Source organism: Saccharothrix sp. ST-888, from assembly GCF_000955975.1.
Lineage (GTDB): Bacteria > Actinomycetota > Actinomycetes > Streptomycetales > Streptomycetaceae > Kitasatospora.
Genome location: NZ_JYJF01000016.1, coordinates 20,285 through 35,374, shown reverse-complemented (window position 1 = coordinate 35,374; position 15,090 = coordinate 20,285). Strand labels below are relative to the sequence as shown.

At 74.5% G+C, this 15,090-nt stretch carries 11 protein-coding genes and 1 riboswitch; of the genes, 4 read left to right on the top strand and 7 right to left on the bottom strand.

Going from position 1 to position 15,090, the window contains the following annotated elements; translation table 11 throughout:
- Positions 1–55 precede the first annotated feature (55 nt).
- On the top strand, positions 56–1,534 hold the full coding sequence (locus UK12_RS08805) for a UDP-N-acetylmuramoyl-L-alanyl-D-glutamate--2,6-diaminopimelate ligase (RefSeq protein WP_045301477.1): 1,479 nt from the start codon (positions 56–58) through the stop codon (positions 1,532–1,534).
- 40 nt (positions 1,535–1,574) lie between these two features.
- Here UK12_RS08805 and UK12_RS08800 read toward each other — a convergent pair whose 3' ends face one another.
- From UK12_RS08800 to UK12_RS08780, 5 genes are all read right to left on the bottom strand, one after another.
- Positions 1,575–2,933 (bottom strand): cobyrinate a,c-diamide synthase, encoded by a 1,359-nt coding sequence (locus tag UK12_RS08800; RefSeq protein ID WP_045301548.1) that lies wholly within the window; start codon positions 2,931–2,933, stop codon positions 1,575–1,577.
- Between the two features lie 76 nt (positions 2,934–3,009).
- A complete protein-coding gene (gene cobO / locus UK12_RS08795) occupies positions 3,010–3,615 on the bottom strand; it encodes a cob(I)yrinic acid a,c-diamide adenosyltransferase (protein WP_045301475.1) in 606 nt (201 codons plus the stop codon).
- 3 nt (positions 3,616–3,618) lie between these two features.
- Positions 3,619–5,688, bottom strand: coding sequence for a putative cobaltochelatase (locus UK12_RS08790; protein WP_045301473.1), 2,070 nt, complete (start codon positions 5,686–5,688; stop codon positions 3,619–3,621).
- A complete protein-coding gene (locus UK12_RS08785; protein WP_045301472.1) occupies positions 5,688–7,199 on the bottom strand; it encodes a cobyric acid synthase in 1,512 nt (503 codons plus the stop codon). The genes UK12_RS08790 and UK12_RS08785 overlap by 1 nt, the downstream gene beginning before the upstream one ends.
- A gap of 175 nt (positions 7,200–7,374) precedes the next feature.
- A complete protein-coding gene (locus UK12_RS08780) occupies positions 7,375–8,331 on the bottom strand; it encodes a cobalamin biosynthesis protein (RefSeq protein ID WP_082119439.1) in 957 nt (318 codons plus the stop codon).
- A gap of 115 nt (positions 8,332–8,446) precedes the next feature.
- Positions 8,447–8,627, bottom strand: a riboswitch (cobalamin riboswitch).
- Between the two features lie 506 nt (positions 8,628–9,133).
- Here UK12_RS08780 and UK12_RS08775 point away from each other — a divergent pair.
- From UK12_RS08775 to UK12_RS08765, 3 genes are all read left to right on the top strand, one after another.
- A complete protein-coding gene (locus tag UK12_RS08775; protein WP_156178609.1) occupies positions 9,134–9,829 on the top strand; it encodes a helix-turn-helix domain-containing protein in 696 nt (231 codons plus the stop codon).
- A 126-nt stretch (positions 9,830–9,955) separates the two neighbouring features.
- Positions 9,956–11,071 (top strand): alpha/beta hydrolase family protein, encoded by a 1,116-nt coding sequence (locus UK12_RS08770; RefSeq protein WP_045301470.1) that lies wholly within the window; start codon positions 9,956–9,958, stop codon positions 11,069–11,071.
- A 251-nt stretch (positions 11,072–11,322) separates the two neighbouring features.
- Positions 11,323–12,825, top strand: a complete 1,503-nt coding sequence (locus UK12_RS08765; protein ID WP_197084673.1) for a hypothetical protein — start codon at positions 11,323–11,325, stop codon at positions 12,823–12,825.
- 295 nt (positions 12,826–13,120) lie between these two features.
- Here UK12_RS08765 and UK12_RS08760 read toward each other — a convergent pair whose 3' ends face one another.
- Both UK12_RS08760 and UK12_RS08755 read right to left on the bottom strand, forming a co-directional pair.
- A complete protein-coding gene (locus UK12_RS08760; protein ID WP_231591104.1) occupies positions 13,121–13,993 on the bottom strand; it encodes a CDP-alcohol phosphatidyltransferase family protein in 873 nt (290 codons plus the stop codon).
- Positions 13,986–14,597, bottom strand: a complete 612-nt coding sequence (locus tag UK12_RS08755; protein WP_045301540.1) for a phosphatidylserine decarboxylase — start codon at positions 14,595–14,597, stop codon at positions 13,986–13,988. Before UK12_RS08755 ends, UK12_RS08760 begins: the two co-directional genes overlap by 8 nt.
- Positions 14,598–15,090 lie beyond the last annotated feature (493 nt).

Sequence of the window (15,090 nt, the reverse complement as noted above, 5' to 3'; positions counted from 1 at the left end):
TCGGCCGAACCGCCGCCCACTCGCGCGGCCTCCCGTGTCCTGATGTACTGCGAGGATGCAACTCTGCACCGCCCTGGCCGGTTTGGAGCACGCTCTGCTGGCCGGTGATCCCCGGGTCGACATCACCGCGGGCATCACGTTCGATCCCCGGGCGGTGCACCCGGGGGCGCTGTTCGTCGCCCGCGACGGTCGGCGCCTCGACGGCCACCGCTTCCTGGCCCTGGCGTACCGGCGAGGCGCGGTGGCCGCACTGGTCGAGCGGACGGACGTCGAGCTCCCGGCCGGCCCGTGCGTGGTCCGGGTCGCGGACGTCCGTACGGCCGCCGCCCGCCTCGCCTCCCGCTACTACGGCGAGCCGGGGCGGGAGCTGTGGGGGATCGCGGTCACCGGCACCAACGGCAAGACCTCCGTCGCCTTCATGCTGGAGGCCGTCCTGGGGGCGCTCGGGCGCCGGGTGGGCGTGATCGGCACGGGCGGCTCGCGGTTCGAAGGCCGTCCCCTCCTGGTGTCCACCAACATGATCACGACACCCCAGGCACCCGAACTCCAGGCCATGCTGCGCTACTTGGCCGACGGCGGCGCGGAATGCTTCGTCCTGGAGGCGTCCTCGATGGCGCTGCTCCACCGCAGGGTCGAGCACACCTTCCTCGACATCGGCGTCTTCACCAACCTCACCCCGGACCACCTGGACGACCACCTCACCCTGGAGAACTACCGGCAGGCCAAGCTGCGGCTGTTCAACGGACGCTGCCGACAGGCCGTGGTGAACCTGGACGACCCGGTGAGCACCGACATCCTGGCCCTGATGCCGGACACGAGCGTCACCTGTTCCGCCTCCGGCCGTCCGGCCGACCTCCGGGCCACGGACATCGGGATCTCGGCCGCCGGCAGCGACTTCACCGTGCACCACGAGGGCACCGCCCACGCCTTCCACCTCCCGGTGCCCGGCCGCTTCGCGGTCGAGAACGCGCTCGCCGCCACCGCGGCGGCGGTGCTCTCCGGGCACGGGATCGAGGAGATCGCCGCCGTCCTCGCGGAACTGCCGCAGATCCCGGGCCGGTTCGACACCTACCGGGCGAGGAGCGGGGCGACGGTCGTCGTCGACTACGCGCACTCCGTCGACGCGCTGGAGAAGGTGCTCACCACCATCCGCGGCCTCGCCACCGGCCGCGTGATCACCGTCTTCGGGTGCAGCGGCGACCGCGACCCCGGCAAGCGCGCTCCCATGGGCGAGATCGCCGGCCGCCTCAGCGACCTGGTCGTGCTCACCTCGACCAGTCCCCGCGGCGAGGACCCGGAGCTGATCCTCGACCGGGTCGAAGCGGGTCTCGCCACCACCCCGACTCCCTATGCGCGGATCGGAGACCGGCGCGAGGCCATCGCGGAGGCCCTGTCCCGTGCTCGCGGCGGCGACGTCGTCCTGGTGGCGGGCCGGGGCTCGGACCCCTGCCAGAGGTTCGCGGGGCGATCGGTCCCGTTCCTGGACAAGGCGGTGGTGCAGGAGCTCGACCGGGCGGCCGGTGGCCGGGCTTGAGAGCCGCCGCGCCGACCGCCCGGCGGCCCGACCGGTCCCCTCAGGGCTGCTGGTGCCCGGCCGCCGCGCGGACCAGCCGCTCGGCCAACTCCGGTGCACCCGCCCAGTGCAGGTGCAGGTACGAGGCGTGCACGGACCCGGCCGCGAAACCCTCCGTACGCGGCCCGTCGGGACCGCGCCAGCCCCAGGCGGGCTGCGGCCCCGCACCCGGTTCGCAGACGGTGCGGTGGAACTCGTGCCCGCGCACCCGACTGCCCGCCGGGGCGAGCGCGCTGTCCCCGATGGCCACCGCCTCGCGGTAGCCGAGAGTGAGCCGCTCGGTCATCCGGGCGGTGGTGTCGAGCACGCCGCACATCGGTCTGCCGTCCAACTCCCGCCCCAGATAGAGCAGTCCGGCGCACTCGGCGGCGACCGGCGCGCCTGAGGCCGCGAGCGCGGCGATCGAGGCGCGCAGCGAGGCGTTCTCGCTCAACTCGGTGACGTACATCTCCGGGAAGCCACCGCCGATCACCAACCCCGCCGCTCCGGGCGGAAGTTCACCGTCGTGCAGTGGGTCGAACGGGACGACCTCGGCCCCGGCAGCCGTAAGCAGCTCCGCGTTCTCCGCGTACGAGAAGGAGAACGCCGCCCCCGAGGCCAGCGCGATCCTCGGCCGGCCGGCGACCGCCGTGACCTCCTCGGCCGCCGACCACGGCTCGGCGTCCAGCGGCGGTGCGCTGCGGGCCAGCTCCACCAGGGCGTCCAGGTCGACCGAGGCGGCGACCAGTTCACCCATGTCGCGGACCGCCCGCAGGGCCTCCGCCGAGCGTTCGACCGCCGGGATCAGACCCAGGTGCCGCGACGGTGTCGCGACCGAGGCCGTCCGCCGTACCGAGCCCAGCACCGGGACGCCCGACCCCTCCTCCAGGGCCTCGCGCAGCAGCTGCTCGTGCCGGTCGGAGGCGACCCGGTTGAGGATCACCCCGGCGAGGCGGACCTCCGGATCCCAGGAGGCGAAGCCGTGCACCAGCGCCGCCACCGACCGCGACTGGGAGGAGGCGTCCACCACCAGGACCACCGGCGCCCGCAGCAGCTTCGCCACGTGCGCGGTGGACGCCAGCTCCCCCCGCCCGGCCGCCCCGTCGAACAGTCCCATCACGCCCTCGACCACCGCGATGTCCGCCCCGGCCGCGCCGTGCAGGAAGAGCGGCGCGATCCGCGCGGGGCCGCACATGAAGGCGTCCAGGTTGCGCCCCGGACGCCCGGCGGCGAGGCCGTGGTAGCCGGGGTCGATGTAGTCCGGGCCGACCTTGTGCGGGGAGACCGCCAGGCCCCGGGCGGAGAGCGCGGCCATCAGCCCGGTGGCGATGGTGGTCTTGCCCGCGCCCGAGGACGGCGCGGCGACGACCAGGCGCGGGATGTCCGTACGGCGGCTGTCGGTGCGGGGGCGGTCGGTACGAGGGGTGTCGGTGCGGGGACTGTTCACGGCAGTACGGTTACCACTCGATCCCGCGCTGGCCCTTGCGGCCCGCGTCCATGGGGTGCTTCACCTTGGTCATCTCGGTGACCAGGTCGGCGAACTCGGTCAGCGCCTCGGGCGCGTAGCGGCCGGTGATGACCACGTGCTGGCTGCCGGGCCGCTCGCGCAGCACCGTCAGCACCTCCTCGACGTCGATCCAGCCCCAGTGCATGGGGTAGGTGAACTCGTCCAGCACGTAGAAGCGGTAGCGCTCGGCGGCCAGGTCGCGCTTGATCTGCGCCCAGCCCTCCTTCGCCGCCTCCTCGCTGGACTCGACCATCTCGGCGGAGCGCTGCACCCAGGACCAGCCCTCGCCCATCTTGTGCCAGTCCACCGTGCCGCCCTCGCCGGAGGCGCCGAGCACGCGCAGCGCGTTCTCCTCGCCGACCTTCCACTTGGCGGACTTCACGAACTGGAACACCCCGACGGACCAGCCCTGGTTCCAGGCCCGCAGCGCCATCCCGAAGGCGGCGGTGGACTTGCCCTTGCCGGGGCCGGTGTGCACGGCGGTGATCGGCAGGGTGCGGCGCTGACGCGTGGTCAGGCCGTCGTCGGGGACGGACTCGGGAATACCCTTCGGCATGGCTCAGGCTGCCTTTCGGTCGTGGCCAACGGTTCGGTGCGCATGGACCAGTGCGGTGACACCCTCGGCCCGCAGCTCGTCCAGCGTTACAGCGGGGGCGTTCAACTGGCCGGCCAGCGTACGGGCCAGGCCGAGCCGTACCGGTCCCGACTCGCAGTCCAGCACGACGCTCGCCAGGCCCTGCCCGGCCAGCAGCCCGGCCGCCCGCCCGGCCTGGGCCAGCGCGTCCCGGCCGCCGGTGGCGCGGCCGTCGGTGACCACCATCAGCAGCGGACGGCGGTGCGGGTCGCGCATCCGCTCCACCCGCAGCACCTCGTGCGCGCGCAGCAGCCCGGCCGCCAGCGGGGTCCGGCCGCCGGTGGGCAGCTGCTCCAGCCGGGCGGCGCCGACCTCCACCGAGGAGGTGGGCGGCAGGGCGAGCTCGGCCGAGGAGCCCCGGAAGGTGATCATGCCGATCTTGTCGCGGCGCTGGTACGCGTCCATCAGCAGCGACATCACGGCGCCCTTGACGGCGGTCATCCGCTGCCGCGCCGCCATCGACCCGGAGGCGTCCACCACGAACAGCACCAGGTTGGACTCCCGGCCCTGCCGCACCTGCTCACGGAAGTCGTCCCGGCGCAGCACCAGCGCGCGCGAGTCGCGGCCCCGCGCCACCTGGTGCGGGGCGGCGGCGCGCAGCGTGGCGCTCAGGTGCAGCCGGCTCAGCGTCCCCTGCGGGCGGCGGGCCCGGACGGTGTGCCCGCCGTCGGTCTCGGCGGGGGAGCGGCGCCCCTGGGCGCCCTTCCCGGTGCCGGGCACCTTGAACAGCCGGGTGCGGTACGGGTCCCCGGCGGAGGCCACCGGCGCCTTGCCCGCACCACCCGTGCCCTGCGGGGGGATGCCCGCCTCGGCCGGGGGCTCGGGCTCCGAGGCGGCACTGCCGTCCGGGGCGTCACCGGGCGCGGGAGCCCCGCCCCCGTCCGGGCCGCCGCCGTCGGGACCGTCGCCCTCGGGGCCGCCCTCCGGGTCGGTGGGCTCCTCGGGGCCTGCCGTCTCCTCGGACTCTGCCGGCTCCTCCGGCTGGGAGTGCTCCGCCAGCGTGCGGTCCAGCTGCTCCTCGTCCAGCCCCGGTGCGTCGAACGGGTTCCGGCGCCGCCGGTGCGGCAGCGCCAGCTGGGCGGCCTTGCGGACGTCCTCCTCCAGCACCTCGGTGCGCCCGTCCCAGGCCGCCAGCGCGACCGCCGTCCGGGCCATCACGATGTCCGCCCGCAGTCCGTCCACCTCGAACGCCGCGCACACGGCGGTGATCTGACGAAGCGCTAGATCGGTCAGCTCCACCTCGGGCAGCAACTCCCGTGCTGCGGTGATCCGTTCGGCCAGGGCTCGTTCGTCCGCCGCATAGCGCGCGGCGAAGCCCGCCGGGTCGGCGTCGTAGGCGAGCCGCCGCCGGACCACGTCGGCGCGCTCGGCCGGGTCGCGGGTGGCGGCGATCTCGACCGTCAGCCCGAAGCGGTCGAGCAGCTGCGGGCGCAGCTCGCCCTCCTCCGGGTTCATCGTCCCGACCAGCAGGAACCGGGCCGCGTGCCGCACCGAGACGCCTTCGCGCTCCACGTAGGAACGGCCCATCGCGGCGGCGTCCAGCAGCAGGTCGACCACGTGGTCCTGGAGCAGGTTGACCTCGTCGATGTAGAGCACGCCCCGGTGCGCCTTGGCCAGCAGCCCGGGCTCGTACGCCTTGACGCCCTCGGCCAGCGCCCGCTCCAGGTCGAGCGAGCCGACGATCCGGTCCTCGGAGACGCCGACCGGCAGCTCCACCAGGTGTGCCGGGCGCCGCTCGGCCGGTTCCGGGGAGTGCGGACCGTCCGGGCACTGCGGGTCGGCCGCCGCCGGATCGCAGGCGAACCGGCAGCCGGGCACGGTCGCGATGGCGGGCAGCAGCCCGGCCAGCGCGCGCACCATGGTCGACTTGGCGGTCCCCTTCTCACCGCGCACCAGCACTCCGCCCACGGCTGGGGAGACCGCGTTGAGCAGCAGCCCGAGCCGCAGGTCGGCCATGCCGACGATCGCGGTGAACGGGTATCGGACGTCACTCATCAGCTCTCCATCGTTCGGGGTGCCCCTGGCGGGACGAAGGGCAGGCCACCGGGTGCCCCGCCCTCGATCAGCTTCCAGAGCGCGTCGGTGTCGGCGTGCTCCTCGATCAGGTCGCCGAGCCGGTCGAGACGGGCCGCCCTGGCCGCCGCGAACGAGACGTCGGGGGCGGGGACGAACGCCCGCCCGGCCGACGCGGCCACCTCGCGCAGCAGTCGGCGCCGGAAGCCGTCGTTCTCCAGCGCGCCGTGCCAGGTGGTGCCCCAGACCGAGCCCACCCGGCAGCCGTCCAGGAACGGCACGCCGCCCTCGACCGACACCACCCCGTGGTGGATCTCGTAGCCCTCGACCCGCTCGCCGTACGCCTCGCCGACCGGCCTGGCCAGCACCTTCTCGCGCCCGAAGACCACCCGGGTCGGCAGCAGACCGAGCCCGGCGACCTCGCCGGCCCTGGACTCGACCTCGTCCACGATGCTCCGGCTCAGCATCTGGTAGCCGCCGCAGACCCCGAGCACCGGCAGCCCGGCGGCCGCCCGCGCCTTCAGCGCGGGTTCGAGGCCGCGCTCGCGCAGCCAGGCCAGGTCGGCGACGGTGGCCCGGCTGCCGGGCAGCACCACCAGGTCGGCGTCGGCCAGCTCCTCCGGGCGGGTCGCCCAGCGCACCAGTACGCCGGGCTCCTGCGCCAGCGCGTCCAGATCGGTGAAGTTGGACAGCCTCGGGAAGCGCACCACGGCCACCCGCAGGACGTCCGCGCCGACCGGTCCGCTGCTCGCCGCGTGGTCCACCACCGTGGTCAGGTCGAGCGAGTCCTCGGCGTCCAGCCACAGGCCGGAGAGCATCGGCAGGGTGCCCAGCACCGGGCGTCCGGTCAGCTGGTGCAGCATGTCGAGACCGGGCGCCAGCAGCCGGGCATCGCCCCGGAACTTGTTGACGAACCAGCCGGCCACAAGCCGCTGGTCCTCCGCCGAGAGCAGCGCCAGCGTCCCGTACATCGCGGCGAAGACCCCGCCCCGGTCGATGTCGCCGACCACCACCACCGGCAGCCCGGCGGCTGTGGCCAGACCCATGTTGGCGATGTCCCGGTCGCGCAGGTTGATCTCGGCCGGCGAGCCCGCGCCCTCGCAGACCACCACCTCGTACCGGCTGCGCAGATCGGCCAGGCACTCCAGCGCCCGCTCCAGCAGGACGGGCTTGCGCTCCCGGTAGTCCAGCGCACCGACCTCGGCGACCGCCCGGCCGAGCAGCACCACCTGGCTGCGGCCGTCCGCACCCGGCTTGAGCAGCACCGGGTTCATCGCCGCCTCCGGCTCGACCCGGGCGGCCTGCGCCTGCATCGCCTGCGCCCGGCCGATCTCGGCGCCGTCGGCGGTCACGAAGGAGTTCAGCGACATGTTCTGCGCCTTGAACGGCGCGACCCTGACGCCCTGTCGGGCCAGCCAGCGGCAGATGCCCGCCGTGACCACGCTCTTGCCCGCGTCCGAGGTCGTCCCGGCGACCAGCAGTGCCCCGCTCATGCTTCTCCGCTCCGCTTCACGGTCGTCGTTCTTCCCCGGCCATGCCCCACCCGGCTGCGCTCTACCCGGCCTTGCCGCACTCGCCCTTGCCCCACCCGGCTGTGCTTCACCCTGCCGTGCTCCACCCGGCTGGCGCCCGGACCGGCGCAGCGCGGCGCCGCTCCGTGACGTGCGCTCACGTCCGCCTCCGCCGCCGGGTCCACAGCGTCCGCCCGGCCACGGTGGCCGCCAGCGCCAGGGCGCCCACCCGCCGGGACAGCAGGCACGCCCGCTCGATGTCCCCGACCGCCACCGGCCGCAGCTCCGCGCCGAGCACCGGCCGGTGCTCCACGCGCTCGCCGTAGTGCAGGGTGCCGCCCAGCCGTACGCCCAGCGCCCCGGCGAAGGCGGACTCGGCCTGCCCGGCGTTGGGGCTCGGGTGAGCGGAGCCGTCCCGCCGCCAGACCCGCCAGGCGGTCCGGGGTTCGGGTGCGGCGGCCACCGTGAGCAGGGCGGTCAGCCGGGCGCCGGGCCAGCCGGCCACGTCGTCCAGCCGGGCCGAGGCCCAGCCGAAGCGCAGATGGCGCGGGGAGCGGTGACCGACCATCGCGTCCAGCGTGTTGACGGCCCGAAAGGCGAGCAGTCCGGGCGTACCGGCCAGTGCACCCCAGGTCAGCGCGTTGACCACGGCGTCGGCGGTGTTCTCGGCCACCGACTCGACCACGGCGCGGGCGATCTGCTGCCCGTCCAGCGCGCTCGGGTCGCGGCCGCACAGGTGCGGCAGCCGCTCGCGGGCGGCGGTCAGATCGCCGGCCTGGAGCGAACGGCCGATGGTCCTGGCCTCCTGGGTGAGCGAGGTACCGCCGAGCACCGTCCAGGTCGCGGCGGCGGCCAGCGCCGCCTGTCCGTACCCGCTGCGCCCGAGCGCGCGTTCGGCGAGCACCGCCCCGGCCGCGACCGTACCGACACAGGCGGCGGTGTACCCGGCACCCGCCGCCCGCCGGTCGCGCCAGAGCGCCCGCTCCAGCCGCCCGGCGGCGGTGCCGAAGGCGGCGACGGGGTGCCCGCGCCGGGGGTCGGCGAGGGCGGCGTCGGCGAGGTACCCGGCGATGCTGCCCAGGGCGAAGGCGGTGCTGCGGTTCAGTCGAGGCACGGCGCGGGCACGGCGACGGAGGCGGACCGGGGGGCGGACCCGAGGTCGAACGGCGGCCGTACTCGGGCCGGGGCAGCCTGCATGGCGTGCGTGTCCTCACTCAGGGTCCGCGCCCTGGATCGACGTACCGGAGGCGAGAGTCTCCTGGCTTCCGGGGCGGACACACCCCCGGTCCACCGGCAGCCGTACGAACGGACCGCCGTGACCAAACGTCGAGTGTGCTCCCCGGTGACAGTGGCGGGACCGCGCCGGACTCGCACCGGCTTCCTCTGCATGCCTCCGTTTGGCTGAAAGATCCCACCACGGGCCGCGACCGGGAGTCAACAAACCCGGCGGAGGGCTTGGTCACAGCCCTGCGGCAGCCTCCCCGGCCCCTGCCGCGACCGGCGCTGTGCCCGCCCGCGCGGCTCGACCACGACCTCACTCGACCACGACCTCATGGGAGGACGACCGATGACGGACGATCTCGGAAAGCCGCCCACCTCCCGAACGCCGTCGACAAGCTGACCCCGCAGGCGATCCGCCCACCGAGGAGCACCTCAAGCAACTGTTCGGCAAGCTGGGCCTGAAGTGACCGGATCCGCCTGACGCCTCGGCAGGCCCCGGCGGGCGTGCGCTACCGCCCGGACAGCCACCCGAGTAGTCCGTCCGTCCGCCGAGGAACCGTCACTACCTCCGAGTAGCAGACCGATTCCCCCGGGCCCGGGTGGAGGATCATCCGATGCCGACTCGGGGCGGCCACCCGAGCTTCGTGCAATCGGCGGGGTGTGGACGAAATGTGCGCCCCCTACGGTCGGGTGCCATGCGACGCAGACAGCCGGCCCCTCCGCCCCCGGTGCCGTTCTCCCCGACGGCCGCGCGGTCCCACCGGGCCGGGCTCGGCCTGACCCCCGAGCAGGTCGCCGACGCCATGGCCGCCCACGGCATCCGGCTGCTGCCCGCCCATGTGCTCGGCTGGGAGAGCGGTGAGATCCGGCCCTCCGAAGAGGAGTTCATCGCCCTCGCGCGCGCCCTGTGGTGCCCGCCGGTCCAGTTGATGGGAGTCCCTCCGGGAACGCTGCGGGACTTCCGCCTCGCCCGGGAACTCGGCCGGGAACAGGCGGCCCGCCGGATCGGGATGCCGCTGCCGGCGTACGAACGGGCCGAGTCGACCGGCAGGTGGACCGGCGACGAGGAGCAGTCGCGCGCACTGGCCCACGTCCTCGGCCTGGGCCTGCGCACCCTGCTGGCGGTGACACACCGTGAGGACGACTTCGACCGGCGGCTGCGCCAGTGCGTCGACGGCCGCTGGCAGGGGCAGCTGAAGGCGATCGGCAGGCTGCTCCCGGTCTCGCCGGACACCCTCTCCTCGGCGCTCTCGGACCTGCAGAACGAGTACCTGGTCCCGACGCACTGGGGCTCCTCCGCCCCCGCCCCGGCCGACCACGGGCCGGAGCAGCCGCTCGCCCGGCGCTTCTGGGAGCTGCTCTCCCGCTACCCCACCGAAATCCCCGTGTAGCGAGCGGCGGGGATCCGCATGGCCTGCAGTGCCCGGCCCGCACGGACGGACTCGCCCCGGTGGCACGCGCGCGGCCCGGAGAGTGGACTGGGAGGCACCGTCCCGTCCAGCACACCGGGGAGCGCTATGCGTTGGGGAACCGCCGCCGCCGTGGCAGCCACCGCCGTCGGAGCCGGAGCAGCCGTGGTCCTGATCGGCCGCAGGGTGTCCGAGCGCTCGGTCCGCCCGCCGGCCGGGAGGCCGGGCCTGGCCGCCACCCTCCGGGTGCACGAGCTCGCCGCCGGGCGGGTCGCCCTCACCCGGGCCCCGGAGAGCGAACGTCCGGGCCGGTACGCGCTGGAGTGGCGCGGCGGCGGCCACGCGGTGGTCGGCGAGGTGCTGGGCACCGACGTCCAGACCGTCACCCGCCGGCTGGAGCGCGCGGAGCGCGGCACCCTCGCCGTCGGCACCGAGGTCGAGATGACCCCCCGGGTCTACCTCGGCGACCCGACCACCGCCCTCGGCCTCGACTTCACCGAGACCGCCGCCGAGGGCGAGCTCGGACTGCTGCCCGCCTGGTACGTCCCCGGGATGCGCGGGACCTGGGTGATCCTGGTGCACGGCCCCGGCGCCGACCGCACCCAGGCGCTGCCGGTGCTCCCGCTGCTGCGCTCGCTGAAACTGCCGACCCTGACCGTCACCTACCGGGGCGACGCCGGGGCCCCGCCCTCGCCGGACGGGCTCGGCCACTTCGGCGAGACCGAGTGGCGGGACGTCGAGTCGGCGATCGGGCTCGCCCTGGACAGCGGCGCGGGACGGGTCGTCCTGTACGGCTGGTCGCTCGGCGCCACGATGTGCCTGCTGACGGCGGCCAGGTCCGCCCGGCGGGCCTCGATCGCCGGACTGGTGCTGGACTCCCCGATCCTCGACTGGTCCGCCGGCGTGCGCCGGGAGAGCGTCCGGGCGGGTATCCCGGGTGCCCTGGCCGAGCTGGGCGCGCTGGCCGCCGAAGGCCGTACCAAGGTGGATCCGGCCGCCTTCGCCCGCCTCGCGGACGGTACGGAGCTGCGGGTCCCCACCCTGCTGCTGGGCAGTCCGGCCGACGGCATCGCGCCGATCGGAGCCGCCCGCCGCCTCGCGCACCACCGCCCCGACCTGGTGAGCCTGCACGAGCTGCCCGGTGCGGAGCACACGCAACTGTGGAACGCCCACCCGGACGGCTACGCGGAGGCGCTGCGCCGCTGGCTCACCCCGCTGCTCTGACCACGTAGTCACTCTCCGTGGATGATCGGTCACCATCGATCAGGTGCCCCGGGGGCTCCCGGTGACCTGAACCTGACGGAGTGTCGATCATCTTGTTGGGGACACGACACTCGAATCAGGCCAACCATTCGAATGTTCAGGCCCGGTTTGCGGGCTGTTGCCCGATCTCTTCCATCGCTTCTCACCGGGCGGCCAAAGACGCGCCGAACCCGATGTGACAGAAGGCCGGTGCACGGGGAAGACTGCACGGCGTGACGTCTCGGAACCCGCGCGACCGTGATGCCCCGCTCCCGCCGACGATCGGTACCGGTGCGACGGTGACCCGTCTGCCCGGTACGGTCCGCCGCGCCGACGGCGCGCACCCCGGCCACCCCGCCGGAGCCCGCCGCCGTACCCCGGCGCCCAAGCCGGGACGGGGGAGGGTTCCGGTGCCCGACGGCTTCCCCGCACCGGCCGAGCTCGCCCCGCTGGCCCGCCGGATGCTCGTGGACGCGGTCCGGATCGCGCGCTGGGCGGGTGAACTCGACAAGGTCGACCGCCGGGGCGAGCTGCTCTCCGACGACGCCCGCGCCGCAGGGCGCGCCCTCGCCATGACGGTCGGCGCCGCGGCCAAGGCCTGGGGCCAGGCCCTGCTGGTGGGTCTGGTCGAACCGCGCGAGGGCGGTGCCGGACCGGGCTGGCGGCTGCACGCCTGGGAGCACGACGACGAGGCGGTGATCCGGGGCTGGTCCGCGCTGTTCGACTCCTGGACGCTGGTCGCCCCCGTCCCGCCCGCCGCGATGCGCGGAGTCTTCGCCGTCCTCGCCGGGCAGGCCGTCGACCACGCGCCCCACCTGCTCTCCTTCCTGCACCTGGTGGACGGCCCGGTCGCCGACAGCGAGCTGCTCGAACTGCTCCGGCGCGGCCTGGACGAGCGCCGCCACGGCGCAGGCACCGGCACGCTGGCGCTCTCCCCGGTCCCGCACGCCGCCTCGGCCGTCTCCGCGGTTCGCGGCACCTGCCGTGAGCCGCAGGTGGACAACCCGCCGGCCCCCTCGGACGTCGCCGCCGTCCTCGACTGGATGCTGGACGGCCTCGCCGCCGTCGGCGCCCTGGTCCGCCGGGACGAGGCCGCGGAGCTCTCCCTGCTCGGGCACTGGGCCGTGCGCGCCAAGCTGGAGGAGATCTGCACGGTCGCCCAGACCGCGGCCGGGCACATCGAGCAGAGCGCCCTGGAGCTCCTGGACGCCTGCGCCAACTACTCTCCCGGCCCGGCCCGCGCCGAGTACCGGGCCTGGGTCGCCGCCCGCCCGGTGGACCGTGCGGTCGCCGAGCTGCTGGACGCCGCCCGGGGCGAGGACGCGCTGCTGCGCGGGCTCGCCTTCGAGGCGCTCCGGGTCGCGGGCGGCACCGCCGAGCAGGCCGTCCGGGCCGCCGTGGACGAGCCGGTACTGCGGCCGTACGCGCTGCTCTGGCTGGCCGAGCAGTCGGACGAGGGGGTCTCGCCGGCCGACGTGCTCGGTGCGGACGACGCCGCCTGGCTCTGGGTGGACACGGCCGCCGCCGTCCTCGACCACGGTGAGACCGAGCTGCTGGTGGGCCATGTCGAGGGCGCCTCGGCGGGCGAGCCGGTCCGGCTGTTCAACCGGGCCAGGCAGTCCGGCCACCCCCGGGCGGCCTCCGTGCTCACCGCCGTCGCGGGCGTCCACCCGGACCCCGCCGTGGCCCGTGCGGCCCGCCGCTCCGCCTTCAGCGTCCACCACGGCGGCGCCTAGCCCTGCCGGGGCCGCTCAGGGGCGCGGGGCTCTGCTTGATCAACCGCGTGCGCGAACCGGAAGGCCCCGGACCCGCACGTACCTCCGGTAATCAAGTCGCACCGCCCCACCCGGAGGTCCTGCAACCGGCCCGCCGTGCTCGACCGACCCCGGTCACCTTCCGCCGCGCGCAGTTCCCCGCGCCCCGGATTTGCCCACCCTTGCCCCTGAAAGGCCCAGGGCTCCTGTCCCGGAACGGCGGAGGGGCCCGGATCCTGATCCAGGATCCGGGCCCCTCCGGGCGTTCACGGCGGGCTCAGCAGCCCCGCGACTCCGCGCGGCGGGCGCGGACGTCGCCCACCTTCTGGCCCACCTTGCGGCGGATGACCAGCAGCGGCGCCATCGCGGCCAGCGTGATCTGCGCGATCGCCCCGATGTGCATCAGCGTGTCGCCGCCCGGCAGGCCGGCGGCCCAGGCCGCCAGGCAGCCGATGGAGACCACGATCCAGCAGAGCGTCGCCGTGGCCAGCAGGCCCTGCGGCTTGGGGTACTCGATGCGGCTCACCATCAGGTACGCCACGCCGAGGATCATCAGCAGGCCGAGCATCAGCGGCGGTTCGAGCAGCACGATGGCGATCACCGTCATCGCGCCCATCGGGCAGGGCATGCCCTGGAAGATCCCCGGCCGCATCTTCACGGCGGAGAACCTGGCCAGCCGCAGGACCACGGCGAGCAGGACGGTCACCGCGATGAACGCCGAGAGCTGCTGGTTGCTGTCCGGCGAGACGATGCCCCAGACCGCGACGAAGTAGGCCGGCGCGATGCCGAAGCTGATCAGGTCGGCCAGGTTGTCGAGCTCGGCGCCGAGCGCGGAGGAGCGCAGCTTGCGCGCCACCAGGCCGTCGAAGAGGTCGCACATCGAGCCGATCAGCAGCAGCGTCACGGCGGTGGCCGCGCTGTGCCGGTTCGGCATGGCGTCGCCCATCAGGTGCGGCATCAGGACCCCGGTGGTGATCGAGTAGATCGCCATGAAGCCGCAGACGGCGTTGCCCAGGGTCAGGAAGTCGGCGGTGGAGAGGTGCTGCGGCGAGCGGGGGGCGCGCAGCTCGCGGTCGCGTGCCCAGCGGCGGCGGTGCAGGCCGGTCTCCTCCTCCTCGCTCAGGCCGACGAGAGTCTCAGGATCAGTCACGGTCAAGGCGTGTCACCCCGGCAGTGGTCTTCTGGCCGACCTCGACGCCGACGTCGACGCCGGCCGGCAGGTAGGTGTCTACGCGAGAGCCGAAGCGGATCAGCCCGATCCGCTCGCCCTGCTCGACCTTGGTGCCGGCGTCCACGTACGGCACGATGCGGCGGGCCACGGCCCCCGCGATCTGCACCATCTCGATGTCGCCGAGCTCGGTGTCGAAGTGCCAGACGACGCGCTCGTTGCGGTCGCTGTCCTTGTTGAACGCCGGGACGAAGCCGCCGGCGACGTGTTCGACGGAGGTCACCGTGCCGGGCAGCGGGGCGCGGTTGACGTGCACGTTGAGCGGGCTCATGAAGATCGCGACACGGGTCCGGCCGTCCGGCCAGGCATCGATGCTCTGCACCACACCGTCGGCGGGGGAGATCACTCTGCCGGCGCCGATCTCGCGCTCCGGGTCGCGGAAGAACCACAGCATGCCCGCGCCGAGCGCGCAGGCCGGTACCGCTGCCACGGCCCACTTGCCGTTCCGCCTGGTGAGGGCGGTGGTGAGGGCGGCAGTGGCCAGGGTCGGGACGAACCAGGGGGTGGCGCCGCGCGCAATGGTCACGCGGGGACGCCGACCGCCCGCCGGGGCGTCGAGGGCGCCGGCCGGAGCGGAGGTGTGAGGGGACGGGCTGATGGGCATCGAAGACCTTAGTCGCGGGGGATCATGGCCGCTGGACGGGGGCCACCGCGGGGATCGGGTGAGATGGGGACGGCTGCTGTCCCGGTGGATGCTATCGGGACCAGGCGGTAGGTGGGCAAGCCGCCTGCTTGTTCAGGAGTCCGGTGCGGCGCCGATCTGTGCCTGCTATGTGTACGACCGTAGCTCGGCTCGGCGCGGTTCCCAAGAGGCTGGACGAAGCGCGTGACCCATGTCTCAATTCGGACAAGAGCGACGAGGCGGGTCCTGGCTGACTGGGAGTCAGCTCCGCGTCCCGCAGTCTGGGGAAGGGGCTGGAACGGCGCTGAGCGGGCCCTGTGGGCCGTTCTGGGGCGTTTGGGGCGAGCAGGTATGCCGTAGGGCGCGTACCGGCGGGTACGCGCCCTACGACCTTCCC

Bases quoted from the DNA above. Each gene is read 5' to 3' on its own strand.
- UK12_RS08805 (WP_045301477.1), top strand. From the start codon at position 56: ATGCAACTCTGCACCGCCCTGGCCGGTTTGGAGCACGCTCTGCTGGCC.
- cobO (WP_045301475.1), bottom strand. From the start codon at position 3,615: ATGCCGAAGGGTATTCCCGAGTCCGTCCCCGACGACGGCCTGACCACG.
- UK12_RS08790 (WP_045301473.1), bottom strand. From the start codon at position 5,688: ATGAGTGACGTCCGATACCCGTTCACCGCGATCGTCGGCATGGCCGAC.
- UK12_RS08785 (WP_045301472.1), bottom strand. From the start codon at position 7,199: ATGAGCGGGGCACTGCTGGTCGCCGGGACGACCTCGGACGCGGGCAAG.
- UK12_RS08775 (WP_156178609.1), top strand. From the start codon at position 9,134: ATGCGACGCAGACAGCCGGCCCCTCCGCCCCCGGTGCCGTTCTCCCCG.
- UK12_RS08770 (WP_045301470.1), top strand. From the start codon at position 9,956: ATGCGTTGGGGAACCGCCGCCGCCGTGGCAGCCACCGCCGTCGGAGCC.